Origin of the sequence: Leptothoe sp. LEGE 181152 (assembly GCF_032906605.1) — a bacterium.
GTDB classification, from domain to species: domain Bacteria; phylum Cyanobacteriota; class Cyanobacteriia; order Phormidesmidales; family Phormidesmidaceae; genus Leptothoe; species Leptothoe turfae.
Window position 1 is genome coordinate 220,760 of the sequence record NZ_JASATU010000006.1, and the last position, 23,631, is coordinate 244,390.

The 23,631-nt window shown below is 44.0% G+C and carries 21 protein-coding genes; 12 read left to right on the plus strand and 9 right to left on the minus strand.

The window, feature by feature from the left end:
• Positions 1-9 precede the first annotated feature (9 nt).
• On the plus strand, positions 10-3,105 hold the full coding sequence (locus QGP82_RS04205) for a WD40 repeat domain-containing protein (RefSeq protein ID WP_499057240.1): 3,096 nt from the start codon (positions 10-12) through the stop codon (positions 3,103-3,105).
• A 127-nt stretch (positions 3,106-3,232) separates the two neighbouring features.
• Positions 3,233-3,397 carry a hypothetical protein gene (locus tag QGP82_RS04210; protein ID WP_499057241.1) on the plus strand — a complete coding sequence of 55 codons (165 nt, stop codon included), beginning with the start codon at positions 3,233-3,235 and terminating at the stop codon, positions 3,395-3,397.
• A 12-nt stretch (positions 3,398-3,409) separates the two neighbouring features.
• Here QGP82_RS04210 and QGP82_RS04215 read toward each other — a convergent pair whose 3' ends face one another.
• Positions 3,410-4,123, minus strand: coding sequence for a CRISPR-associated protein (locus QGP82_RS04215; RefSeq protein WP_499057244.1), 714 nt, complete (start codon positions 4,121-4,123; stop codon positions 3,410-3,412).
• A gap of 479 nt (positions 4,124-4,602) precedes the next feature.
• Between QGP82_RS04215 and QGP82_RS04220 the strand changes: the two genes are divergently transcribed.
• The gene (locus QGP82_RS04220; RefSeq protein ID WP_499057246.1) at positions 4,603-4,896 is read left to right on the plus strand and encodes a Calvin cycle protein CP12; all 294 of its coding nucleotides are present in this window, start codon (positions 4,603-4,605) and stop codon (positions 4,894-4,896) included.
• Between the two features lie 190 nt (positions 4,897-5,086).
• Here the strand turns inward: QGP82_RS04220 and QGP82_RS04225 are convergent, their stop codons facing one another.
• Together QGP82_RS04225 and QGP82_RS04230 are read right to left on the minus strand one after the other, a co-directional pair.
• The gene (locus QGP82_RS04225) at positions 5,087-6,241 is read right to left on the minus strand and encodes an ATP-grasp domain-containing protein (RefSeq protein WP_499057247.1); all 1,155 of its coding nucleotides are present in this window, start codon (positions 6,239-6,241) and stop codon (positions 5,087-5,089) included.
• A gap of 161 nt (positions 6,242-6,402) precedes the next feature.
• The gene (locus QGP82_RS04230; RefSeq protein ID WP_499057249.1) at positions 6,403-7,011 is read right to left on the minus strand and encodes a hypothetical protein; all 609 of its coding nucleotides are present in this window, start codon (positions 7,009-7,011) and stop codon (positions 6,403-6,405) included.
• A 1,181-nt stretch (positions 7,012-8,192) separates the two neighbouring features.
• Between QGP82_RS04230 and QGP82_RS04235 the strand changes: the two genes are divergently transcribed.
• Positions 8,193-8,429, plus strand: a complete 237-nt coding sequence (locus tag QGP82_RS04235; protein WP_163666158.1) for a DUF2811 domain-containing protein — start codon at positions 8,193-8,195, stop codon at positions 8,427-8,429.
• A gap of 262 nt (positions 8,430-8,691) precedes the next feature.
• On the opposite strand, the gene QGP82_RS04240 is transcribed toward QGP82_RS04235, so the two are convergent.
• Positions 8,692-9,072, minus strand: coding sequence for a hypothetical protein (locus tag QGP82_RS04240; protein WP_163666156.1), 381 nt, complete (start codon positions 9,070-9,072; stop codon positions 8,692-8,694).
• Between the two features lie 60 nt (positions 9,073-9,132).
• Between QGP82_RS04240 and QGP82_RS04245 the strand changes: the two genes are divergently transcribed.
• The 5 genes from QGP82_RS04245 to QGP82_RS04265 all read left to right on the plus strand — a co-directional run bounded on the left by QGP82_RS04245 (position 9,133) and on the right by QGP82_RS04265 (position 12,916).
• The gene (locus tag QGP82_RS04245; RefSeq protein ID WP_499057251.1) at positions 9,133-9,816 is read left to right on the plus strand and encodes a response regulator transcription factor; all 684 of its coding nucleotides are present in this window, start codon (positions 9,133-9,135) and stop codon (positions 9,814-9,816) included.
• A 5-nt stretch (positions 9,817-9,821) separates the two neighbouring features.
• Positions 9,822-11,102: a sensor histidine kinase gene (locus QGP82_RS04250; RefSeq protein ID WP_499057253.1), complete on the plus strand. Its 1,281-nt coding sequence runs from the start codon at positions 9,822-9,824 to the stop codon at positions 11,100-11,102.
• Positions 11,103-11,186: 84 nt separating this feature from the next.
• Positions 11,187-11,525 (plus strand): NirD/YgiW/YdeI family stress tolerance protein, encoded by a 339-nt coding sequence (locus tag QGP82_RS04255; RefSeq protein ID WP_499057255.1) that lies wholly within the window; start codon positions 11,187-11,189, stop codon positions 11,523-11,525.
• Positions 11,526-11,583: 58 nt separating this feature from the next.
• Positions 11,584-11,946, plus strand: coding sequence for a DNA-binding transcriptional response regulator (locus QGP82_RS04260; RefSeq protein ID WP_163666148.1), 363 nt, complete (start codon positions 11,584-11,586; stop codon positions 11,944-11,946).
• A gap of 7 nt (positions 11,947-11,953) precedes the next feature.
• Positions 11,954-12,916, plus strand: coding sequence for a cupin-like domain-containing protein (locus tag QGP82_RS04265; protein WP_499057257.1), 963 nt, complete (start codon positions 11,954-11,956; stop codon positions 12,914-12,916).
• A gap of 262 nt (positions 12,917-13,178) precedes the next feature.
• Here the strand turns inward: QGP82_RS04265 and QGP82_RS04270 are convergent, their stop codons facing one another.
• The gene (locus tag QGP82_RS04270) at positions 13,179-14,081 is read right to left on the minus strand and encodes a hypothetical protein (RefSeq protein ID WP_499057259.1); all 903 of its coding nucleotides are present in this window, start codon (positions 14,079-14,081) and stop codon (positions 13,179-13,181) included.
• A gap of 981 nt (positions 14,082-15,062) precedes the next feature.
• Here QGP82_RS04270 and QGP82_RS04275 point away from each other — a divergent pair.
• A complete protein-coding gene (locus QGP82_RS04275; protein WP_163666141.1) occupies positions 15,063-15,575 on the plus strand; it encodes a hypothetical protein in 513 nt (170 codons plus the stop codon).
• 704 nt (positions 15,576-16,279) lie between these two features.
• Here the strand turns inward: QGP82_RS04275 and QGP82_RS04280 are convergent.
• Entirely contained in the window at positions 16,280-17,326 is a 1,047-nt protein-coding gene (locus QGP82_RS04280; protein WP_499057261.1) for a hypothetical protein, read from the minus strand.
• A 707-nt stretch (positions 17,327-18,033) separates the two neighbouring features.
• On the opposite strand from QGP82_RS04280, the gene QGP82_RS04285 reads away from it, so the two are divergent.
• Complete coding sequence (locus QGP82_RS04285; protein WP_499057263.1) at positions 18,034-19,146, plus strand: type I restriction endonuclease; 1,113 nt, start codon at positions 18,034-18,036, stop codon at positions 19,144-19,146.
• A gap of 538 nt (positions 19,147-19,684) precedes the next feature.
• Here QGP82_RS04285 and QGP82_RS04290 read toward each other — a convergent pair.
• On the minus strand, positions 19,685-19,867 hold the full coding sequence (locus tag QGP82_RS04290; RefSeq protein ID WP_499057265.1) for a hypothetical protein: 183 nt from the start codon (positions 19,865-19,867) through the stop codon (positions 19,685-19,687).
• A 999-nt stretch (positions 19,868-20,866) separates the two neighbouring features.
• Here QGP82_RS04290 and QGP82_RS04295 point away from each other — a divergent pair.
• Entirely contained in the window at positions 20,867-21,505 is a 639-nt protein-coding gene (locus QGP82_RS04295) for a hypothetical protein (RefSeq protein WP_499057267.1), read from the plus strand.
• A 135-nt stretch (positions 21,506-21,640) separates the two neighbouring features.
• Here QGP82_RS04295 and QGP82_RS04300 read toward each other — a convergent pair whose 3' ends face one another.
• Both QGP82_RS04300 and QGP82_RS04305 read right to left on the minus strand, forming a co-directional pair.
• Positions 21,641-22,429 (minus strand): DUF4382 domain-containing protein, encoded by a 789-nt coding sequence (locus tag QGP82_RS04300; RefSeq protein ID WP_163701206.1) that lies wholly within the window; start codon positions 22,427-22,429, stop codon positions 21,641-21,643.
• A gap of 136 nt (positions 22,430-22,565) precedes the next feature.
• Positions 22,566-23,360: a DUF1838 family protein gene (locus QGP82_RS04305; protein ID WP_163701203.1), complete on the minus strand. Its 795-nt coding sequence runs from the start codon at positions 23,358-23,360 to the stop codon at positions 22,566-22,568.
• Positions 23,361-23,631 lie beyond the last annotated feature (271 nt).

A 23,631-nucleotide genomic window follows, 5' to 3' on the forward strand; every position in this document is an offset into this window, starting at 1 on the left:
TCAAAGGTTATGAACAAGCAAGAGCTTCAGAATTTATTGAAAGAACGGGAAGGTTTGAAACTTGATTTCAAGCGAGAACCACACAAGATAAATCATCCCAATCAAGATGTAAAACGCTGGCAAAGAGACGAATTCATTAAAGATATTCTTGCTTTGACAAACGGCGGCATTGGAACTGCTAATCAGACTGCTTATCTGATTTACGGAATAGCAGAGTCTGATGGACAGAATATTTTTTATGACTTTTCCTTTGAATATTTTGCGACGGAAAATGAGATCAAAAACCTTTCTGCCTTAGAACAAACATTATTAGAGATAGTTAATAATGCTTGCAGCCCTCCCATTCAGAGCCTTGTATGCGACCTACATAAAATAGAAGAATCCAAGATATTCGTGATTTCCATACCACCAACGTTCACATTGCATGCGATAACCAGGAAATTAACGACTGGTAGAAACAAAACATATTCAAAAACAGTTACTTTTATTCGACATAACCAAGCGATTGATATATGTGATCCTACTGAAAGAGAAAATATCCTTGATGACAAGAAGAAAGCTAGAATGCTCTTCGAAGGAGAAAGTAATACATATAAAAATCTAACCGATTTGGATTTTATCAGGAATGAGATCATTGATTCCAGCTTATCATCACTGTTTGAAGATTACTCAGCTGCGCTTAAACCCGCTGCTTCTATCCCTAGAGACAAGAAAAAAAATCTCTGCCTCATTCAAGCGGCATTAAGGAAATCCGAGAAAGTTTTAAGTAAAGACCTGAATCAATTGGCTAGTCAATTACTAGGAAGACTTTTCGTCTTTAAAGAAGCTGAAATCAGAAAAATATCTAGCAAATTCATAGAGTCTCAGAAGCAGAATCAAAAAGCCTGGCTGAAACCTCTTTCTAGTAGCTTGGAACCTCCAGTCACCTCTTTAATTTATAATATACGAGAGAGAAAGAGAACTCTATTAGATATAAAAATTGATGTACATTCCAGTAAACTCCTTTCTTCTTATAGCGATGGGAGTTTAATCATTTGGGACTTGGGCAATGGGAAAAAAAGTCATACATATCAAGAGCATAAAACATTGATTAATGATTTTACTATTACATTTGATAGCGAAAAAATCATTTCAGCATCTGATGATGGCTCATTGAAGATCAGGAATCTCTTAAATGATACTTCTATTCCTCTAATAAATATTCCTCTAATAAATGCCCATAAAGAAGCAATCAATGCTGTTGCAGTTACTCCAGATAATCAGATGATCATTTCAGCATCTGATGATAAGAGAATAAAGTTTTGGTGTTTGCAAAGTGGAAAATGCCTGCATTCTGAAGAATATGATGATGCTGTCACTAGCATAGCCATAACACATAACAATGAGTATGTTTTCCTTGCAGTAGATAATTCTGTAAAGATTATTCAGGTTAAGAGCAAAGATATAGTCTGTTCAATTCCGGCTCATAGCGAACGTATTAATTTACTTTTATTGTCTTCTAACTCAGAAAATTTAATTTCTATTTCTGATGATGAAACTATAAAGGTCTGGAATTTGAGCGAAATATTTCATAATCCTAAGATGGAGCCCAAACCCAAGGTTCGATCTGGATATTTAGTCAAAGATATACTCATAAATCCTATAGAAAACTCTATTATTTTTACCACTATAGATGACGATAACTTAGTTAGGATTTGGGAATGGGAATCTGAAAAATTAGATTTTATTGAAGGCCACTCAAGACCTATCAATGCTCTAACCATTACTCCTGATGGCAAGCAAATAATTACTGCATCTAGCGAACCTATTTCAGATAAATCAGTTGATGAAATTATTTGCGTATGGAACTTGGAAAACAAGAAAAGATCAGTAACCTTAAAAGATCATGAGCAAACAATAAATGCAGTCACTATTGCGCCCAATGGTCAACGCTTTGTTTCTGCATCACCCGGCGAAAGAATTAAAATTTGGGACTTACTGAGTAAGCAAGATCTTTTACCTGAGGAGAAACATACAGACACAGTTGTCAGTATTAAAGTGACTTCTAATGGAGAATATGCAATTTCTACCTCTTACGACAAAACTCTGAGGGTTTGGCAAATCAAAAATGGTTCTTGTTTCAGAGTATGTAAATTTGACAATCAAATCAGCCATTTTATGATTAAAAATCAACAAATAGTTTTTATATCTGATTCTAAAATAGAAAATTATGAAGCAGAAAATAGCCTACAGACTGAAATAGGGAAAGATATATTTTATATTCAGGATTATTTGTCAAAAGCTACTCAACCGATTTCATTAGGTAACCATAGTAGTTTTATTAATTCCATTATTTACACACCTGATGGACAACATTTGATATCTGCTTCATCTGGAAAAGATGATAATTTAAAGATATGGGATATAAGTTCAAGAGAACTCTATAAAACTTTATTAGGACATAATGATGATGTTAAATTCCTGGCTATAAATCTCGAAAGAGATTGGCTAATTTCAGGCTCTGAAAATAGAACTATTGTCTGGGATCTGAAGAGTTTTGAATGCTTATACACATTTGAAGCAAAAGAAGCGACTGCTGCAAAACAACCAGATAGATTTAACAACATTGCATTTGAATCACCAGATAATTATCGAATTACCGTGAATGATGCAGATATAAATTTTTGGGATCTGAGCACTGGGGAATTATTGCATACTTTTAAAGATGGAGATAGTTATATAACTGCTGTTGCAGTAACTCATGATCTCAAATATTTAATCTCGACAAATAAAAATAATGACCTAGAAGCATGGAAATTAAGAAAAGATTTCCCGGAGTATTCTACCCCAGCACATACTCAGCCTATTACATCAATAGTTATATCACCTTGCAATCGCTATGTCGTTTCAACCTCAGAAGACTATAGCTTAAAGGTCTGGAACCTTGAAGAACTCCTTAATCAACCTGAAGATGAGGATTCTGAAAACGAAAAAGGTAGCTATGGTGAGATCGCAACTTTCACCGGTGACAGTGAGATAACAACCTGTGCAATCTCACCTGACATGATTATTGTTGCAGGCGAAAAATCTGGTCGCGTACATTTTCTTGAACTATGTGGTTTTTAACTATTCAGGGATAGTATCTAGTTGAAGCATATGAAAGGTAGTCGTTTTTTAGAAAAAGCTAATGCTCCTGGCAAGAGCTGGGTGATATACTTCCTGGTCGGTATTTTGGGCTTGGGCATCTTAGGCGATGGTATCCAGCTTGATTCTAGAAGACCTGGCCAGCTGGTTAGCGCAACAAATCGGCTTGCCAAAGGTGGTGGTGCAATGGGTAATGGTGGTCGCGATCGCAATCGAAATGCTGGGCAAACAAGTACCCTGGCTCGAACACCAACCTCTGTTGCTACAGTCGTGATTGAGAAACCTGTTAGCGCCTCACTGATTTTACCCTTGAGCGCAGAGCAATCTCAATTGGCATCATAGACTCATTCAAACGATTTGGATTGACCGGCGTATATTGCAAAGGAGCCTTCGGTGAAAGGCTAGCCAGCACCATGCCGACCGAACCATGGGCCGTCATGCCAGTGTAATCAGCCATCACCTGCTGTGGCAACCAGCCAATGGGCAGCTGGTCATAAATGCGACGAATATGCTGAAAAAACTCCATCGGGTCATAGATATCATTCACATGAATCAGTTTGAAACTCATGCGATTACCAGAATAGGTATCAGCAATTGCAACTGCCATGGCTTTAGTCTGGTCTGAATGCAGCAGCCAACAACGCTCTAAGCGATCAGCATGATGCTGGATTGCCACGCGACAAGGTTCCTCTCGACTGACCAGCAAAATCAAACCACGATGCTTGATGGGAGTGCGAGCATCAGCCAGCGTCTCAGGCTCCAGCTGTTTTAGACCTCTAGCAAATAACAGCACCGACAAGAGAAATATTAACAGGGAGCCGATCGCCAACTGGACAGCGGCAGCTAGCGCATTATTATCATTAAGGTCAGTAACCAGGGAAAACAAAACCTCCCAAACAGCACTTCCCAACACCGCTAGAAAAATAGACCCAATTAGAAAGGGCAACAAAGTTTCAGGATTAAAGAAAATAGACGCAGCTTTGGAAAAGGGCGATCGCATAGAATTATCTGACCAAACGATATCAGTAGGTGAACTCAAGCCTTGATAAGAGTTAAACAGGTTGTTCAACTGCCTAGAGCTTGCCCATGCAGCTGAGCTAACCGAAGCCCAACTCCCTAATTTGGGGGCCTTTGAATCTAGTTTCCCCAAAATTGGGTGACAGAAGGAGCCTGGATATCTTATAGCTAATTGAGACCATCTACTGACCCAGTCTACTCTCAGCTTGGAAGAGGGTGCTTCCAAGTCGATGGCTGACTAGAAGAGAGGGGGACATCCCAGTTTTGCGACAAACACAATTATCCCTTGCATTGTAGCCAGTCCCATTAAGCAAGCTGAGCCGACTATTCTTTGTTTCCCGCCAATGCTGATAGGTAAAGAAAGCTAATGAGACATAGATGAAACTTATATGATTTTCGTCTACTCATTTACAGAGTTTATAGATAAGCTATAAACAGTTCACGATACACCCGGTTTTTACCATGTCTTACACGACTATCGCGACGACAACAGCGCCTTTAATCCCTATCTCTCTACAGCAGCCATCTTCTGATAGTTCAGCGTTTGCAACCCGCCTCAAAGCCGCATTGGAACATGCCCGTCGCCTAACAGAGATGCATGGTCCAAGAAGCATTGACGCGGCCATTGCTTGGGAAGCCGTAGAAGAACTACAAACGGCAAAGGCGCGCCAGCCACGGGTGAGTGCCAACGAGGCCTTTGCACGTTACTGCGACGAAAATCCCCATGCCCTTGAATCTCGAATTTATGACATTTAGGTGATTCGACGTTCACGCTCAATTCGTATCTCGCTTTGCTAGCGCAAAACCTCTCAGTCCCTATCGATCGGTAGGGACTTTTTTTGCCTAAAAAAGGAACACAGTATTTGCAAAAGGTAAAGAACAGAAAAAAGCCCCGGCAGTCACCAGAGCTTTAGTTTACCTACTGAATTCAACAAAAATAGCCAGCTTATCTCTGCAATACTAACTGTTGGGTTGCCTTGGGTGATGGCTGTGCTACAAAGTCTCCATTTAATCGGGCCTTTAACTCCTGGTCTAGCGCAAACTGTTCCACCAGGGATCCCGCCAAGAGTACACTGATTTCACCAACTTTAATCGTGCCCCAGTTAATCAGAATGACACCTCGGCCTTTGTCTGGATCAAACGTAATATCAGTTAGATCAACATTTTGAAGTGAGCGCAACGGCGTTTTATAGGTAATGCTGCTCCAGCAAGGAATCTCCATTCTATGGGCAACGAGGGTTGGATAAGATGAACCATTAAAGCGTGGATTGCATTCAATCGCTAAATACTGCACCCCATCAGGTGTTGGCACAACGGCAACATCAACAGCAAAGATCCCCTGCATGCCATGTTCACCTAACCACATTGCTAGGGGCTCCATACTCTCCCAAGGCTCATGTTGAGACGGATAACGGTTACCGCGATGGACACAGCCTTCTAAAATCTGCTCTGACACCAGTAAAGGTTGCACACCATCAGCGGTCACTCGATATTGCAAGTTCAAAAAAGCAGAGGCTTGAACTTCGGCTTGAATTTGCAGTGCTGCATCTGGAGCCAGTTGTGTAAATGCCCTTTCTAAAGCAGCTTGATCGAAGCAGCGTGTAATACCTGCACCATGATCTGAGACAGCAGGCTTAACATAGCAAGGAAATGGAATATCTGTTGCTGCTCTCGCCGCTGATAGATTGGCAAATCGCAACGTCTTAGGAACAGGTACACCTAAAGCTTCTGCTAATTGAATAAAGTTATTTTTAGAATTAATAAATTCAACAACTTCAGACCACTGAGGATTTAGCTGAGTAAAGAATTGACGATATTGATGGTGTGAGTTGACCGCATCTCCAAAGAAATAAAATGAGGGCTCATACTCACCATGCCGATTGATTTCGTCTAGAGAACGTGACCAAATAACGTCATGGCTGTGAAACACCCCCACTTGAGCATAGTGATCCACAATGAACACCCATTCTGACTGGAGATCAGGCGTCATCTGAATTTTGTCTTCTGGATGAGTCAAGGCAAGGACTCGACCCGAAAAGAGAGCTGTACCAGCTTCCTGGTCATGGGTACTGAGGGTAATATCATGGTTAAAAATTCTCATAGTTGCTCCTAAAACTTTTTACAACAAAAATCTTTTGAGGTGATCTACGTTGTACCGAAGAGATTTGCCGACCAAGTATAAGAAACCGGCAATACCCTTGTAGAAGAACACACAACTGAGTTTTTGAATCGTTAAAGTACCAGTGTTAACAAACGATGACACTATACACACTGAGTGACTTTACGCTTCTGCACAGTGACATTTAAACGGTGCTGATCAGGCCTGTACCCGGCCACACTTATCGCACGTTCAGGCAGCTGAGCTCCTGAAAATTCAGAGACCAAGCGTCGATTAGTCTCTGACAGTAACTGAGACAACACTAAATGAACAGAGGGTTCACACGACTGCAATAGCTGGTTTACTGTTTGCAGTGTGAGCGCCTTCAAATTATTCTGACCAGTAAGGTCTAATGCCCGATTGAGCCCAATTATTAAGGAATAGGGCGTCATTTCATTTAAGCTTTGTTGAGCCAACATCGGGATGTTTTGCTCAACAAAAAGCTCTTTCCTACACAGAATTTTAAGTAACGGCAAAACAATTGCGCTACCAAATTTAGGGAATAGCTGAGAGAGTTGTTGGCGAGTCCCTGGAGATTGAGTAGTAATAAACAAATAAACTGATAGCCCTAGAAAATCTTCAAAATCATAGGCAGTAAGGCATTCACCGACACCTTCATCATATGCGAGGGCATAAACTGCCAACCAGTCAGCGTGTTGGAGTGTGTGTTGACTATGCAGTGCAACAAAGCCTGAACCAATCAAAATAGACATGGACAGAAGGCTAGCTAGGCGCTAGTTTGAGTTTTGCCAGATAGTAAGCAGTAAAAAAACAAGTCAGACCATGCACGATACAAACAGCGTTTGTATCGCAAAGATGGGCTACCAACTCAAGAACCGAAGCGTTTGTCTAAGCAGTCAGAAAGATCGAACAGATAAAACGTGATACCTCACCATAAAACTTGAGGCAATTAAGTGTTTAGCGATACGCTTTTTAAGCTACTTAAGTTGTACAACCTATCAAATCGTATTGCAAGCTACATAATCAAAAAAATTGGCTGATCCGTCGTGATTTCCTGACATTTGAGATGGGGCTCCCATGGCTGAATAGATACGACAACAACGCCCAACAGAAAGCTCCAGTCTCAACCGAGTCTAGTTAGTACTGACTCATTTAGCCTTGAACATTACGATCGCAGATGCAGCAAAGCCGATGCCCCAGGCAACCACATGCACGTCTACTTCACCTGCTTTCTAACAGTGGACACAAGATACATGGACTCATCTGCGATCGCAGTGTTAACACCCAATACCCGTTTGCAGCTGCCCTGGAGTTCGATAATCGACTCAAAATGCTACGGGGGCAAATTGCAGTTCTCCACAGGAACTAACCTGTCAGTTGGTAATTTCTACACCCAGAGATTCATACAATCATTAAGGCGTATTTAAGGGCGAATTATCTTCTGAAAGAGCCTTATGGGCCAATACCCAGCATCCGGAGCATTTTGATGAAAATCAGCCAATCTAGGTAATTTTATCAAAATACATTTATTCATACTCACAGAAGTTTTCCCCAGGGTTTTCCTTGGTTTTTCCACAGGTTAAGTAGAGTTCTCCCCAGGGTGTTACGACTGATGAGCAGATCTAGCGATTCTGTGGAAAACGGTTAAGTATGGGGATCAATCTCACTTTATAAACGAATGTAACGAAAAAAATGTCTTAACCCTCTTGGTGTCGTTACCCCAAAAATCTCATTAGAAAAATATAAAGAATCGGTGCGCTTGCGAATTCCCTCCTCCTCCTGCACAATAAAGCTCCACTGAATTAGGCGACCTAGTGAAGGCCTCCTTGCCCTGTGTCCCCGCTGCTGCTAGCCCCCATTTGCAGCACTTAGGTAAGGGTGATCTACTAGGCCCTGATTTGTTGTGCCCGTTAATTTAAGAGATATTAGATTTATGACTTCAGCTCCTAAAGCTTCAGCAAGTACAACAGCTCCAGTCACTGTCAGCCTGATGATCGAGATTCCTGAAACGCTACACCATTCAATACAAGATTATCTAAGCACCCACGAGCTATGGAGTCAGGAACGCGTTATGCAGGCAGCACTTTCTCTCTTTCTGATGCAAAATGGTGCGAATCAGCCCCATGTGAATAGACTTTACCTAGACAGCCTATTTGGCTGCACTATATAGGGAGTGATCGACTACGTTGCACAGCTACGAGAAAATTAGCAGTGCCATCAATCACCTCAAGGTAAAAGCCTCTGTGGCGACCGAGGCTAAGGGGTGAGAACGCAGACTGGGTAACAACTGACAATTAAGCCCCATGGCAAAAGCCTGGCAGCATGCCGGGCTTTTGTGTTGTGGAGCTAACCCGCAACTTCAAGGCTCCATGATGGGAATTTTGATGCTGTTAGCCCTGGGTATGGCAGCCTTCTGCTTGTTTGGAAAAATCTTAATCAATACGATACCGAATCAGGCTACGTACTGTTTCAGGGAGAATGTCCAAATCCTGAGCAATCGCCTGCTCTATTTCGTCATAGTCTGCTAAGGGGTACTTAAATTCCATTTCTTGCAAAGAAGACCCGCCAATCTGTACTGACACCTCAGTTATCTGAAGGTTCTGATCAATTTCTGCATCAATGGCCAGAACTCTCACCATAAAGGCAACATTCACTGTCTGCGCGCCTGTAGTGTCGATCGGAACCACGTCTGAACCACTTTGACCAAAAACCTGCCTCGTTAACCAGCCGCTGCTTAGCCAAAATGCAGCCCCAGTTAGCAGCATCGGTAGTCCAAATCCCAGGCTGATTTTGAGGGTGTTTCCCATTTGCATGGCTGCCGCCTCGGTATCTATTGTGAGTATACGACTCGTCTCCAAAGGATCGTACCCCCAATGAAAATTTTACTGGTCGAGGATGATGCAGCCCAGCTCCAACCGCTTCACCAAGCGCTCAGCAAAGCCGGGCATGGTGTCGATGCCGTAGTGGACGGAGAGACAGCCCAAAAGCTGATGTGCGATCGCACCTACGATCTACTCGTGCTCGACTGGATGCTGCCCCAGATCAGTGGACTAGCATTGTGTGAGCAGTATCGTCGTCTGGGCAAAACTACTCCAGTCTTGTTTCTGACCGCCAAAGATACAATTCTCGATAAGGTAACTGGACTCAATGCTGGTGCCGATGACTACCTTGTCAAGCCTGTAAACCTAATGGAGTTTCTGGCACGGGTACGAGCGTTAGGGCGGCGCTCTCCGCTGTGGGTAGGAGATTATCTATCATTAGGAGAGCTAGAACTAAATCTCGACACCCTAAAATTACAACACCAAAATGCCAGCGTTCAGCTTTCAGGGCGAGAGTTTCAGCTCATGGAATATCTGCTACGGCATCCTCGTCAGGTACTCAGCCACAACCAGATTGAGCGAGCCTTATGGGAATGGGACATGCAACCCGACAGTAAAGCTGTCGCGATTCTGGTGCATCGCCTACGCCAACGTCTACAGTCTATCCAGGCTCATGGCTGGCTGCAAACTGTTTATGGCATAGGATATCGCTTAGCTATCCCTGAAACGGAGTCTTAGAGCTGATGTTCGAGCACAGTCGCCTTAACCTAGCTCGGTGGTTTAGTCTCTCCATGGGCAGTATTTTAGTAGTTTTTGCCGGAATACTCTATACCTGGAGTGCTCGCAGTCGTCTCTATTCTTTTGACCAAGAGTTGTACAACACAAGCCAGGTAATTGCCTCTGGAGTGGAAGAAATCACCTTTGACGCACAACATCATATCGACTTAGAAGACGCCCCCATCTTGGGCCGTGATAGCATCAAGCTGGATACTAATATCGTCTTTGCCCGGTGGTACACCCCTGACAAAAAACTGTTGCAGTTTATGGGAGAAATACCTACCCCTGTTCTGGAGACAACATTAGGATTTCAGACACTACAGGGCATTGAGTCTGCTCCATTGGAACCACTACGGCAGTTGACTCTGCCCGTTTATAGGGATGATCGACTGCTGGGTTATCTACAGGTGGCAGCATCCCTCACCCCGGTGATGAGACCCCTACAACAACTGCGCGTGTTTCTAGGTATCGGATTACCGATTACCTTAGCGGCCATTGCCGGCACTGGCTGGTTTTTAGGTGGCAAAGCGATGAGACCCATTCGCAATGCTTATCATCGGCTACAGCAGTTTACCGCCGATGCCTCCCACGAACTGCGGGCACCTTTGGCTGCAATTATCAGCAATGCCCAACTTGGCCTGATGGAACCCACTTCCCCAACAGAGCAAACCCATTGCTTGAAGACTATTTCTGTAACCGGAGAGTCAATGAGTACATTAGTGGGGCATCTCTTATTTCTAGCCCGGCACCAGGGGAATTTGCCTGCTGAAGTCTTTCAGCCTATCGATGTAGTTGCCCTACTAAAGACTATTAAAACTAACTATGCTCCTCGGCTAATGGCTCAGAACCTGCACTTTGACAGTATGCTCCCCGATGGCTCTGCAACAGTACAGGGAGAGCATGGCTTATTGCAGCAAGCCATTGCTAATTTGTTGGACAATGCCTGTCACTATACTCCGACAGGAGGAATGATTCGCCTGAAATGTCAAGTTCAGGCTTGCTGGATTGTTATTCAGGTTGAAGATTCTGGGATTGGTATTCCCGCAGCAGACCTACCTCATATTTTTGAGCGATTTTATCGAGTTGATCAGCATCGATCGCGGCAGGCAGGCGGGTTTGGCTTAGGACTAGCTATTGTGCACCAAATTGTTGAGTTGCATGGCGGACAAATTAAGGCTAACAGCCAACTGCAACAAGGCTCACAGTTTGAAATTCGGCTACCCCTAGCCGCTGATTATATCCCTTGAAACCTTCGTGTTACTTTTAGGCCACATCATAGAATCCAGATCTTTATTAGACACCGTTGCGAAGTAATCTGGAGGAGTTCAACCATGAAGACACTTTTATTGGGTGCAAGTGCTACCACCATAACTGTGCTAACCGGCCTAGCCATGCCGGGGATGACTCAAACCCAAACCACCGTTGAAACACTGCGTAGTAACAATATCATCACACTGTCTGGAGAAGTGGTACGTCTGATGGGTGATGACTTTCTGCTTGATGATGGTACTGGACAAATTGAAATCGACGCTGAAACTAGCGCTATGCGCGAGGCAGCCATCTCAGTAAACACCACAGTTACTGTTACTGGCTATTATGACGATGACGAATTTGAAGCTCTCACCTTAACCCCCAATGGTGGTGAAACCATCCCTGTATTGGATGACTAATAAAGTCGCTTAATACAGCTCTTAATTTATAGCTACTCTATACGGTTGCGTTAGAGCTATGATTCGTGTGCTTGTCACGGCTAGCCGGCTACGCCTTGCCAAATTATTAGAAAAAGGGCTTCAGCTTCAAGGCTGGAACACTTGCGTTGCGACCACCTACAACGCTGTTATTGAAAAAGTGAAGCACACCCCTACCGACTTGGTGTTAGTCGATGCCGATTTCTTTCAAGCCGAGACCCTGCCATTGCTAGCAGTGCTCCAGCAGCAGAGGCTTCCCTTTGTTGTGATAGCTAAAGATTATCAAGTAGGGGGGCATGACCTGCGACAGGCCACCGCGGCTGAAGATATCTTTATCAAACCCTTTTCCACTAAGCATTTAATTACTGTTCTCAGCCAAAAAATCACCCTTGAAGAGTATTAAGCAGTCAGTGACTTCATCTAATTGTTCTGGTTTACGTTTTCTCGATCCAGTTCATCCAGAGTTATTACTTGAGGGATTTTCTTATGAATTAATTCACAAGCAGTACCTACAACAGGGAAGACCTCTTCTTATGAAGGGACTGTTAGAGAATTCAGATGGTTGGAGCCTTGAGTTTCTTCGCAAACATTTGGGCACACAACTGTTTCCTGTTCGCCAATATGGAAGAGAACGATATCAACAGGACAAGCGCCAATGGAAAGATATGGGCAGTGGCGTATCTGTTAGTAGTCTCACCTTTGAAACCTACGCTGATCTGATTCTCAATGGTAACGCACACAAGTACGATCTCTATCTCGCTAGATGCAGCCTTAAGGGAACATCTCTAGAAAAGGTTTCTGTACTTTCTCCAGTTGAACAGCTACTGAAGTTGTCAAATCCCGTTACTCCTGAAAATCTATGGTGTGGTCCTGCAGGACATACCTCTTGCTTACACTATGACCCAATGGATGGCACACTTGCTCAATTGGCAGGCACAAAGCAAGTCACATTATTTCCACCTTCTCAGCTCTACAATTTATATCCATTTGCCGTGTGGAATCACTTAATGCATGGGGCAAAACGTCGTGCTGTTTACAGTAAGGTCTATCCAGATAATCCAGATTTGAAAGTCTTTCCAAAGTTTAAAATGGCTATGCCTCATCGGATTGATATCACCCTCCAACCAGGGGAAATGCTCTTTATTCCAGCTGGTTGGTGGCATGAGATTACTTCTGTGGGCCATGGCATGGTTTGTTCGATCAACCGCTGGTGGAATGTACCACTCTCAAGAACATTTTCGAACTGGAGCAAGTTACGTGCCCATATTGGTAGCTTATTGGGAATACCACACACGTTGCTAAACTTTGTAGATGCGATGGCCTCATCGGATAGTCGCCAGCACAAGTTGAGGGCATTAATACAGCGCTTTTAGCCTGTTTAGATAGAACAGAAACAAGCTATGCAACAGGCCATTGACCCGCACTAAGTGAGCAAACACACACCAAAAACCCATGGGGATCACAAAAACTGGTTGGGAATGCACCTGGTATGGCTTGAATCCCTATACACCAGAGAAAGAATTAGCGCTCCTATCTCTCAAATCCTCTTAAAGTACAGCCCCCCTGGCAGCGATGTCAGGGGATTTTTATGCAAAGCCTATGATTGTGATTAACACCATATAGGACTGCATTGAGTTACTGTGCAGCTGCCGATTCAATATCAATGGTGAGTTCATAGGTAGTAGCATTTTCTCGCGACCCACCAACAATCACCATATGGTCTCCCGGATGGGGCAACAGAATAGTTTCTTCTTTCGCTTTATTGGCCAGAATATAACGGCTCGGAGAAATCACATCAAAGAGCGCATTGTTCTCCAGTGACTTGATGGACAAATTCATTTGCTCCCCCCCATCTACCCTCAAATAGTAAACATTCTGCTTACCCTGGAGAGCGCTATTGCTTAGCGTAATGGAGCTGGTTCCTGGTGCAAATCGGACTGATTCTGTCAGGCCAGTGTTTATGTCATCAAGCAGATCACTGGCTTCTAAACCATTGAAATCCTGAAAAGCTTGGCTAACTAACTGACAGTCCGTCAGGTTGAGCACATCTTTACCGATCGTGAGCGTATCATCTGTAAAGCTCCAGGTCTCATCATCCGCTTGAAAATCATGTTCACTCCAGGTAAATACCCGCATTTTCCCTTGATTATCGGCTATTTTGCCTGAAAATGACTGGGCATAGGTGGCATAATTCCCTGCCTCATCATTTTGTGCTGCAGAGCGGGCATCCCCTTGAATGCTTTGGCGCTGATAGTCAATGGTCAAACGCAGGTTAGTTGTCAGGCGATCATTGTCTAGTCGATAACATTGACGTTTAGGTCTACTAAAAGCCGTAGCAGGCGAATCTGGCGGTGTATTGGCCAATTGATACTCAGCATCAGACGTTTCAATATCCGATGGTTGTGTTGCAGCAGATGGGGCTGATTCTTCAGCTTGGCGACTCGTTACGACAGGGTTACAACTGCCAAGCAAACTAGCGGTGAGTAATCCGAGTAAAGTGATCTGCGCCTTCAACCGAACCATAGTAAGTAATTCCATAGTGACCGATCTGCCAATCCTACCGAGCCAGGGCCACCATTACCTGAGTAATAGGACTTAGATCAATAAGTCAACTAGTTTAATCATGTAGGACAGCATAGTGTACACCAACACTTTTGCAACCTGCCAAACCTTATCTAAGCCTCTTGAACAGGCTGAGGCAGCGTATGCCGTTTATTCGCCTTAACCCCAGTCATCTGGTAAAGCTCACTCACGTACACTGCAATCAAACAGCTCTCGCGTTTCCGTAATCACAGCCTATCTGTAAGCATCATCATCATGATCCTTAGCATCCCATAGACTTAACTCACTGGTCAGCAGAAACAACAGAGACAAATAACAACGTTACCATTTGTATCAGAGAAGAGATTTTGAGGCACTACAGGAATATGCTGTACACATGAGTTGAAAAGCTCATAGCTGCTACACAAGGAGGTTTAACGATAGATAGCTCGATAGAATCGTTCGACGACTCAAAAACAGCACCCAAACACATCACTGATATTTCTTCTTACTTGCACTAGAGAGCCATGTTGATAATAGGTTCGCCTGATATACAACAACTCTAAAAAGTCTTGTTTGATTTAGAAGAGTCCCTCAGTCGATTGTTCTGGGTGCTGTTGTGATTTAAAGCTGTAATCGCAGACACAAAATACCTCAGTAGACAGAACTCTGTATTACTTACCTAAATTTATTTAGGCACCCTCTATATTTAACTCGAAGCCTCCATGGGTCTTAGTAGCTGTGGGGGCTTCTTATATTGAATAGATATTGGGCAGTTGCGATGCTCCGCTGGAGCAGCTCCGCCAACACAACCCACAATCACCCTTGTGACCCATATCACTACATTTCCTCAGCCAAATTCAGAAACCCCTTAAGCAACCTTCAGTTTACGGTCAGATAGCGTTCAGGTAGCCCCGGCATCCTTGTAATCAATGAAGCAAGTAAACACACTTCACGAATTCATAAGGAGCTTTAACCATGAAACGCACACTTCTTTCCGCTTTAACTGTTCTCGTTGCCTCCGCTGCGATCGCACCCATCGCTGCCGCCGCTGAGCCCGCTAGCTTCAATATTCAGTCCGCTCGCCTCGAAGCGCTAGACGCCCGCACTAAGAATTCCGTCCATAAACTACGCCTTGAGCACCTTAACAACCAAACCAAGGCTATCGAAGATATCCAAGCCGCTCGCCTTGACGCCCTGGATGCCCGCACTAAGGCTATCGATAACATTCAAGCTGCTCGCTTAGATGCGCTGGACGCTCGCACCAAAGCCGTTGATAACATCCAAGAGACTCGGCTCAACGCCCTGGATGCTCGCACTAAGAACAGTGTTCACAAGCTACGTCTTGAGCACCTTAACAACCAATCTAAAGCGGTTGAGGATATCCAAGCCACTCGTTTGGAAGCATTGGATGCTCGTACCAAAGCTGTTGATAACATCCAGGAAGCACGCCTCGATGCTCTAGATGCTCGTACTAAGTCCGTCCGCTAACAGATTGCTGAGCTGTTGCGGTGCTCAGGTTGACAAGCTTGGGTGCCTGGGGCCGAACTGTTGCGGTGCTCCGACTAAAAATTCTGGATGCCCGGTGCAGACTCCGTAATCTGTGAAATGCTTCATTATTTCAGGGCACCCTTTTCTATTCAGACTCTCCCTACAACACACACTCTAGAGCCTCTACCCTACTGGTAGGGGCTTTTTTTAAATTAATGGAACCTGATGCTGGGAAAATATGACTGAATAATTCTGATGATCCACTCAGTTTTAAAGGTACATTAGTGCAACAATGTGAAGCGTAATGCATCAATCTCCTTGGTGATGCGAGCACTCCTCACCTTGTCTTTAATTCTCTTTCAAAAATACCTCAATCCCAACAAATACCGCCAAATCGCCCGAGCACCAAGCACCACGCAGCCAAAAGGAACCACGGGAGTGGTGGCCCCATTGTCAAGAGCGTAGCGAATACAGAAAGAACAGTATCCCTTGATCCATAGGACTCCCGTAGTAGACTATTCGGTGGTGGGGCAGAGGACGGAAGGTGGCCACTAGCAAGAAACGAGCGAACCTGAAACATGCCGATATGAGGTACGGGCACAACAATTCTTCCAAGCGGTTAAACCAAGACGAGGTAGCATATGGTAGTACTCAACAGGCTGCGGTGAGATAGCAAAGTTAAGGCAGTTAGGTTGCAATACTTATTAGTCATCGTGCTCTGAAATCGGATAGTCCCAATAGGTTTGGTTGAGAGTAATTGGAGCTGCAAAGATACCATCTTGTTCGTGAAGGATTCGACCGACTTCCATATCCTTAGGTAGCCATTCACGGAAGTCAACGCACATTGCATCCTCGGTCATTTCACCATGACTAGCACCGACGGCAATACCAACAATATCTTCTGCGGTAGGATTTAAGTACTTCACAACATAGATATGAGCGAGGAATGTTTGCCTCCGCATCTCGCGATAACGCTCGTAAGATATTTTATGCAAGTGGGGTAGAACTATAAATAACCAGTAAGGGTCACCCGATCGCATAGGGGGATGATAACGCCGCCGTATTCTTCCAGGTGGAGTGGAATTGACCATATCGATCAAGTTATCAACTAAACCACGTCTTCGAACGCGCGGCTCACGTGACAGCCAACGAAGCAGAGGCTCTTGCACTGCAACTTCATGCGAAGAGGTGCAGTCCTGAGTCCCTTTAAGTAAGTGGTGGGAGAACTTTTCGATTAGAATATCCCAAGAGTAGCTAATACGATTTGTAGCATCCCGGGACTCTCGCTGACGACTTGTCAACCAACCTTGCCAATGGCTTCCGTCCACAAAAATTGTGTTCGCGTTGTTCTGTGGAAAATCGAGTTCGTCGCTCTGCGGATCGTAACCCATGAGATAAAGCCCCAACAGATCCTCCTCACTTGCAGCGAGTACACTCAAGTTATTTTGCAGAAAACGCTCCCGCTTTTCGAGATAAGTGATGAAGTCGCTTGCAGTATCGAGCGTCAAAAGGACAGCATCCAATACAATCTCATCAAAGACGTGAAAGTAGGTCCCAGAGAAACCACTACACCCCAGGAAAAACGGCATAGTTGCACAATCATCCAATGGTTGATTGGTGACGAACAGACTTCCCTGACCACCCCACTCAGATTGTGCAGCCTGCGCTGCACCGCGAACGGTGAGAACATGATGAATCTTAGCAGTTGGAGAGATGTGGACCGGTAAACGGTGTTTGCCAGCTGCATCCATAAACACACGAGATGGATGAGTCCTGAGCCATTTTGCTGCTCCATACGCTTGTGACGCTGAAGCAAGAACTGCACGCTTGTATCACCTGCGCCAAGCTACTTCAGGAGTATCGTGAGACTTCAGTTCACAGTGCTTATCCGAAAAGACTACCAGATGATCTCCAAATACGACAAGCAGATCACAAAGCTCCTTCCCACAACCCTTATCGTTGAAAAGATTCGGATAACTCCAAAGCCTGAGGAAAGCACGTTGAGCAAGAGCGGCAAGATAGGCTTCAGAATCAGTAACGGGGGCCATATCAAATGTCTAACTATTTGTTGGAGCTACTTTTTGCTGATATCTATCCCACATTAACTAGATATTGAATTAATGCGTAGGCTTTTCTATAACTTGACTAGGAGTATTCGATTTTAGTTGGGTCAAGCCAGCTAGCCAAAACCGCTCCAGCGGAAAACCACAACCCCAGCAATCAGCGAGCAACAGCTGTCCACAGCATAACAGTACAGCTAGTTAATGTGGGGTGGCTTGCGATCTCAATACCCTTAAACCATTAATCCACCGCATCTCAGTCTAATGGCTAATATATTTACTCACTCAACATATCAATGCCATTTGGTTCCTGGTGCGAGTTAGGCCTCTTGAAAAGATGTAAATAGTAGACATGCACATTCTTCTATTACAATGAACCAGACCATTTAGGAGGTATCATGAGCGTCATTGATCAAATTACAGCTCTGGCTCAAACAGTCCCGTCAATTATTGAGCATATCCAAACTGAAGCTGCAACTAGATCGGCGTTGATAGATCCGTTTATCCGAGCACTTGGCTATAATCCCAGCAATCCTTTAGAAGTGGTACCTGAATTTGGTGCAAACCTAGACGTTCCAGGAGTACAAAAGGATAAGCGAGTTGACTATGCAATCCTGCGTGAAGGCAAGCCAATTATTCTCATTGAATGCAAACATCATGATGTCAAGCTGGAATCTGGCTTGTCCCAACTATTCAATTACTACACACCGACAGAAGCCCGCATCGGCCTGCTAACAAACGGCTTGGTCTACAAATTCTATGCGGATCTTGAGAAGCCTGGGGTCATGGATAAGAAGCCATATATGGTTCTTGACCTGCAAAACCTGCAAGACTCTTTATTAAAAGAACTGGGAGCACTTAGTAAAGCTTCCATGAACATTGATGGAGCAATTGATTCAGCAGTTCAGCTCAAGTACTCCAACGGCATTAAAGCATTACTCAAGCAACAATTAGATGAGCCCCATGATGATTTCATCCGCTTTTTCTTCAAGGAGCTGTGTCCTGAAAATCCCTTCACAGGCAAGCTAAAAAAAGATTTTCAGGAATATGTTCCTAATGCCCTAAACTCATTTATTCGCGAGGAAATCGATAAACGCCTTGATCAGGTGTCTAGTCGAAGTGTTGAGGTCGTAGCACCAGACATAGACGACAGCCCAGAACAAGAAGAGGACAACGAGCCTAAATCCAATGTTGTAGAAATCGAGACTACCCCAGAAGAACTAGAGGGGTATTATCTTGTTAAAGCAATCCTCCATGAAACAGTTGCACTCGATCGCGTCATTTATCGAGACAAAAAAGGATTCTTCAATATCCTCCTAGATAACTCAACTAAACCCTTATGTCGTCTTTATTTCAACGACTTAACTAGGATGCGCATCGGACTGTTCGACGCAGATGGTAGCTATTCCTGTGAAGAAAAGATCAACATCGGTAACATCGATGAGATCTATCAATATGCCTCTCGCATCAAGGCAACAGTGCAGCAGCATTGGGCAGAAAACGAAGACTAAAAAGAGGTTGAGATCGCATCCCCGTAATTCCTAAAACGGCATCACCACATCCCACAACGCAATCAACTGCAATGCTGTTTTCACCAACCGCGCTGCCAGTCAACCTTGCTCATCCAACATCATGAAATGAACCCTTCCCACTAACGCTCAGGCTGTTGACAGTGGCCGACGGAGTCGCTGCCTGGACTTAGCAAGTAGAACACCTGGTTACCTGGACAACTATATCCATGTTTGATTACGCAGATGCTCTTCTATCCTTTACTTCACTGTACTCATTGAGACGATTGTAAAGAGTATTAGCAAATTGAACTGCTCTTCCTTTTTGGTCAAAATACCAACTCCAAAATACAACTTGATGATCTCTATTGCAGAATCTATCGAGTAACTCAGCTAAATTATCGCCCTTATACCATTGCTTTGCCTGACTATTCCGACGACTCCCAGCCAAAATAGCTAAGCGATTTAAAACTTTCTGATAATAAGCACTCTTAACTTGTCTGTCCCCCTCAGAACTAATGTAAAGATCTATGCGAACTTTCTAGTAATTGCCAGACTTAGATAAAGCTAAAACAGGATGACGAATCGAGGCATTCTGATTACCCATGAATGAAGCAATCTTTTGATTAAGCTGAGTGCTAGATTCAGCTTTTAACCAATCAATAAGGGTCTTATCTGAAATTAGATCAGTTGAAGAAAATTTCTCTAGTTGATCTTTAATCATAGTCCTACAGCATTGAATTCAATGTCTTAGCTTCAAGTGGAAAGACTCTTGGTAGAACATTGCTCATTCTATCTGGCGCAGTATAGCGAATAAACCATACTTGCGATCGCAGATCGTCAGCTAAAGCAAGCGATGTCAGCCTTCTCTAATCTGAACAAAGTAAATTCACAAGAAAAGCTGAATGGAGTGTTAATAGCGCTCAAGGACTATCAGGACGCAGCCAAAGGCGTATCGCAGTGGGTGCAACAAAAACCCCAAAAATAGTGATATCACAACAAGCAACACCATCAACTATCACACTCCATAGAGTTATCTCACTGCTTCACAGGGAAAACAATGACAAATAACAACATTAACGTTTGTATCAGAGAAGAGTTTTTCAAACATTGTCGGAATATCCTAAGGACATGGGCTGAAAGGCTCATGGTCATAACGAAAGGAGGTCTAACAATAGATATCTCGATAGAATCGTTTGACGGGTCAAAGACAGCACCCAAACGAATCACTGACACCTCTTCTCACTTGCAATAGAGAGCCCTGTTTATAGTAGGTTCACCTTACATAAAACAACTCTAATTAGAAGTTGTGTTGAATTTAGAAGAACTCTTCAGTTGATTGTTTTGGGTGCTGTTACACTTTCAAGATTCACTAGACCAATTATCCAGCGTCAGAACTCACTGGACAACGGTGCACTATCTCCTCAGAATCCTTTAGTTAATACTCTATCGGAGCATTTCACAGTGATCGCTGACACATACGACTAAAAATTGATGACTGTGTGAGGAGACGATAGGCTTGTGCTGAAAAAGGGTGTATACAAACCATCGCAACATACAGTGGGTTCGCGGACAAAGCATAGTATGGAATAACCTCCTATAGCGAACCGTATATCTAAGTAGACAGAAACCTGTACTACTTGACCCTTTATATCTAAACCGAAGCCTCCATGCGCCGTCGTGTTCGTGGGGGCTTCATTACGCATAGACTAGGGCAACATCAATGGATATCCAGAAATTAAGAGGAAGTGAGACTAGTGACATACATATTTTGATGACTCTTGTGCGTGCACCGCTTCAATTAGTTGCTGAAACCTTAACCCAGATCAAACAAGTCAAGCATTGGTATACAGATGTTTACGCAACCTCTGTAGATATACCTTCACAGGGGCTCATTCTCATTCAATTTAAGGGACATCCCTGGACAATTATTCGATATCTAAAGGGGCAAACATATTCAGGCTATGAAGAAGATGCCAAACTTCTCTCCAAGGAACTAGCAAGCCAAGCCTTGTATTACTTTAATTGTGATACTTCAGGTGACCTGGTCTACAAGTTTTATGATAATGGTCTTTGTCAAGAAGAGATGATTTGTAGCCATGATGAGGATTTGACTTTTCGATCAAGCTTAACGTCAACAGAAAAAGAAGATATGGGTAGTCCCTATTTGTTCACTGAAGATTTTTTAGTTGAACAGGATATTTATATTCCTGCCATTTGGATTCCCGACTTATCACCCATGTCTGGGAAAAATTTTCAAGATATAAAACTGGAGTTTTTTGGGTTTCTTCCTAATTCTTTGAATGCTGTTAAATTTGAGCGTTCATATTTTGAGCGTGTTGATTACTTCTCCATAAGTTGAGTTATTTTTATTTCAAAGTAAATAGCCCATCAACCTGTTGGAGACGTTCAGCAGGTTGATGGGCTAGCTTTTTTTAATTACTAAGCAAAGATGGAGGCTCACTCACCACGCTACGAATCTGACCCGACAGTTGCCTTAGATTTCCTCTGCGCGGCAGTGTCCCTCTCCTACGTGTCCTAAGCCTTTATAGATGTCGGCGAGCTGAAGTTTCTCCACCTTGGTCAGCCGTGCTTCCAAGTCTTCAGGAGTTACATTAACAACACCATCTTGTGCTAAAGCCGCAAACGGGTCAAATCCCAGCGCCCCGCGATTGAGGACCTCATCTGCAGGTATATCAATATCACCAAACAGATGGTCAAAGTGAAACGTGGCTTCCACATCTGCCGTTCCTTCAGGATCTAAAATCCCTTTACGCTCATCACCAATAAAATCGCCGCAGAAGAATTCTAACGACGGATTCATGGCAATTTCAAAAGGAATGGTTTCACCATCACGGGTTGCTGTTCCGATTAAGACCAAGGATGGTTCCCCCTCTGAAACTAGCTTCCAAGATAGAGCGTTATAGCGACCTGCTGGCGTCTCTACCTGTTTTACCAAAATGGGTGCAGCAGTTGCATCCCCCTCAGCTAGATCCACATTGGCGGCATCTGCTAGCACAGTGTTGGTTTGAGCTGTAATTTCTACATCAGCATCTGGATTAAAAGGAGGCGATGTCTGGTAAGCAACAACATCCTGGATATTGGTATAGGCATGGTCAAACTCAATTTGCCAGCCATCTTTACTAGTAAACCCCTGTCGAATAAAGTCTTCACCATTAGCCCTTAATTCTAGGGTGCCGACTTTAGCCTCAGGTGACTGGGTACAAGCAACTCCACCTAACAAGAGTGGGAAAACAGCCACATGCAACAACCAGTTTCTAGACATAGTTCTTCCTCAAACAGCCATCTAATTGAAACGTTGTTACCCTGATCTCTCAATGCCCCCTAGGGGGACAAACGCCTATTATTAGAAATTCTATTCTAAACTCGCCTAATCTCCCTAGCCAGGTCTTGTCGACTTATTATTCAGCCTCCCTAATGGGAAATTCTTCACCTGCTTGATAGGCATCAAAATATTTTTTGAAATAAGTCGTACTGGTAACGTTGGGTTCGTCGATGGTATCTGGGGTGTGCTCATAAATAGGTACACGCTGACGAATTACTTCAATTAATTTTGGATTAAGCTCTTCAAAAGTTTCCACTCGCTGAATGGTGGTTTCAAATCTCAGACGAGCAGGATGCTCATAGCCCATCTTCATCCATGGGAGCCAGGGACAATCGCGAGCCCAAAGGGGGGTGGGCGCTGTCACTCCAGGGCGGACAGCGTAGGTTGTGAAATATTCGGTGCCTTGAAATGTAGGCCCAGGGCAGTGTTCGCGATACTGAGGATCGTCAGCCAGGGGATGGGGATAGGTGAGGGGTATCTCCTGGACTTTTTTTAGGTAAGGTTGCCCCGCAGGAATCGTCGTCGTTTTGGGGCTGACATCTCCCTGCACAACTCGGTTGGCAATGGGTACTACGGATACGGGTGGCCGATTGGGAAAGGGTTGCCACTGGGTAAGTACATCGCCAGTGTCTAGATCGCAATAGAGGCCTAGCTCTCGATTAATACGGTGGCCATACTCGCCATTTTCACCAGAGCAAAGGAATACTTTGGTGGCATTCATGCCTGCGATCGCAACTATCTTCTCTAACGGCGCTTCAGGTGACAGTCGCCACCACACCGTTCCCTCCCACCGATAATAAAGCTGCTTACCATGGTAATGACGATAAAAGTCCAGGTTACTGACATCGTAGGCACGATCTAAATCAGTCATCAGTAACATCCCCAAAAAACATCACCCTGAGTTCAGGCTTACCTTAATCCTACCTAGGAAGAAATGAAAAAAGTATCAAGGGCTACCAATAGGGAGCAATTATAAAGAAAATAAGTAATTACACCTATTTGTTATCTTTCCATGGGATTCTTAACTCAAGTTGATAGTTCAACACGTTTCTTCCAGTTGTGAAACATTGAAAGGTACAGATGTTTAGGCAAGAAATGTGCAAGTCAGTGCATTAACCCTTCGTTACCAGGGCAATGTCTGC

Excerpts from the sequence above, each read along its gene's own strand:
- QGP82_RS04255 (WP_499057255.1), top strand. The coding sequence starts at position 11,187 with ATGAAGACACTTTTATTGGGTGCAAGTGCTACCACCATAACTGTGCTA.
- QGP82_RS04250 (WP_499057253.1), top strand. The coding sequence starts at position 9,822 with ATGTTCGAGCACAGTCGCCTTAACCTAGCTCGGTGGTTTAGTCTCTCC.
- QGP82_RS04245 (WP_499057251.1), top strand. The coding sequence starts at position 9,133 with ATGAAAATTTTACTGGTCGAGGATGATGCAGCCCAGCTCCAACCGCTT.
- QGP82_RS04275 (WP_163666141.1), top strand. The coding sequence starts at position 15,063 with ATGAAACGCACACTTCTTTCCGCTTTAACTGTTCTCGTTGCCTCCGCT.
- QGP82_RS04260 (WP_163666148.1), top strand. The coding sequence starts at position 11,584 with ATGATTCGTGTGCTTGTCACGGCTAGCCGGCTACGCCTTGCCAAATTA.
- QGP82_RS04210 (WP_499057241.1), top strand. The coding sequence starts at position 3,233 with ATGGTATCCAGCTTGATTCTAGAAGACCTGGCCAGCTGGTTAGCGCAA.
- QGP82_RS04205 (WP_499057240.1), top strand. The coding sequence starts at position 10 with ATGAACAAGCAAGAGCTTCAGAATTTATTGAAAGAACGGGAAGGTTTG.
- QGP82_RS04285 (WP_499057263.1), top strand. The coding sequence starts at position 18,034 with ATGAGCGTCATTGATCAAATTACAGCTCTGGCTCAAACAGTCCCGTCA.
- QGP82_RS04270 (WP_499057259.1), bottom strand. The coding sequence starts at position 14,081 with ATGGAATTACTTACTATGGTTCGGTTGAAGGCGCAGATCACTTTACTC.
- QGP82_RS04290 (WP_499057265.1), bottom strand. The coding sequence starts at position 19,867 with ATGATTAAAGATCAACTAGAGAAATTTTCTTCAACTGATCTAATTTCA.
- QGP82_RS04215 (WP_499057244.1), bottom strand. The coding sequence starts at position 4,123 with ATGCGATCGCCCTTTTCCAAAGCTGCGTCTATTTTCTTTAATCCTGAA.
- QGP82_RS04240 (WP_163666156.1), bottom strand. The coding sequence starts at position 9,072 with ATGCAAATGGGAAACACCCTCAAAATCAGCCTGGGATTTGGACTACCG.
- QGP82_RS04280 (WP_499057261.1), bottom strand. The coding sequence starts at position 17,326 with ATGGATGCAGCTGGCAAACACCGTTTACCGGTCCACATCTCTCCAACT.
- QGP82_RS04225 (WP_499057247.1), bottom strand. The coding sequence starts at position 6,241 with ATGAGAATTTTTAACCATGATATTACCCTCAGTACCCATGACCAGGAA.
- QGP82_RS04235 (WP_163666158.1), top strand. The coding sequence starts at position 8,193 with ATGACTTCAGCTCCTAAAGCTTCAGCAAGTACAACAGCTCCAGTCACT.
- QGP82_RS04305 (WP_163701203.1), bottom strand. The coding sequence starts at position 23,360 with ATGACTGATTTAGATCGTGCCTACGATGTCAGTAACCTGGACTTTTAT.
- QGP82_RS04230 (WP_499057249.1), bottom strand. The coding sequence starts at position 7,011 with ATGTCTATTTTGATTGGTTCAGGCTTTGTTGCACTGCATAGTCAACAC.
- QGP82_RS04295 (WP_499057267.1), top strand. The coding sequence starts at position 20,867 with ATGGATATCCAGAAATTAAGAGGAAGTGAGACTAGTGACATACATATT.
- QGP82_RS04300 (WP_163701206.1), bottom strand. The coding sequence starts at position 22,429 with ATGTCTAGAAACTGGTTGTTGCATGTGGCTGTTTTCCCACTCTTGTTA.
- QGP82_RS04220 (WP_499057246.1), top strand. The coding sequence starts at position 4,603 with ATGTCTTACACGACTATCGCGACGACAACAGCGCCTTTAATCCCTATC.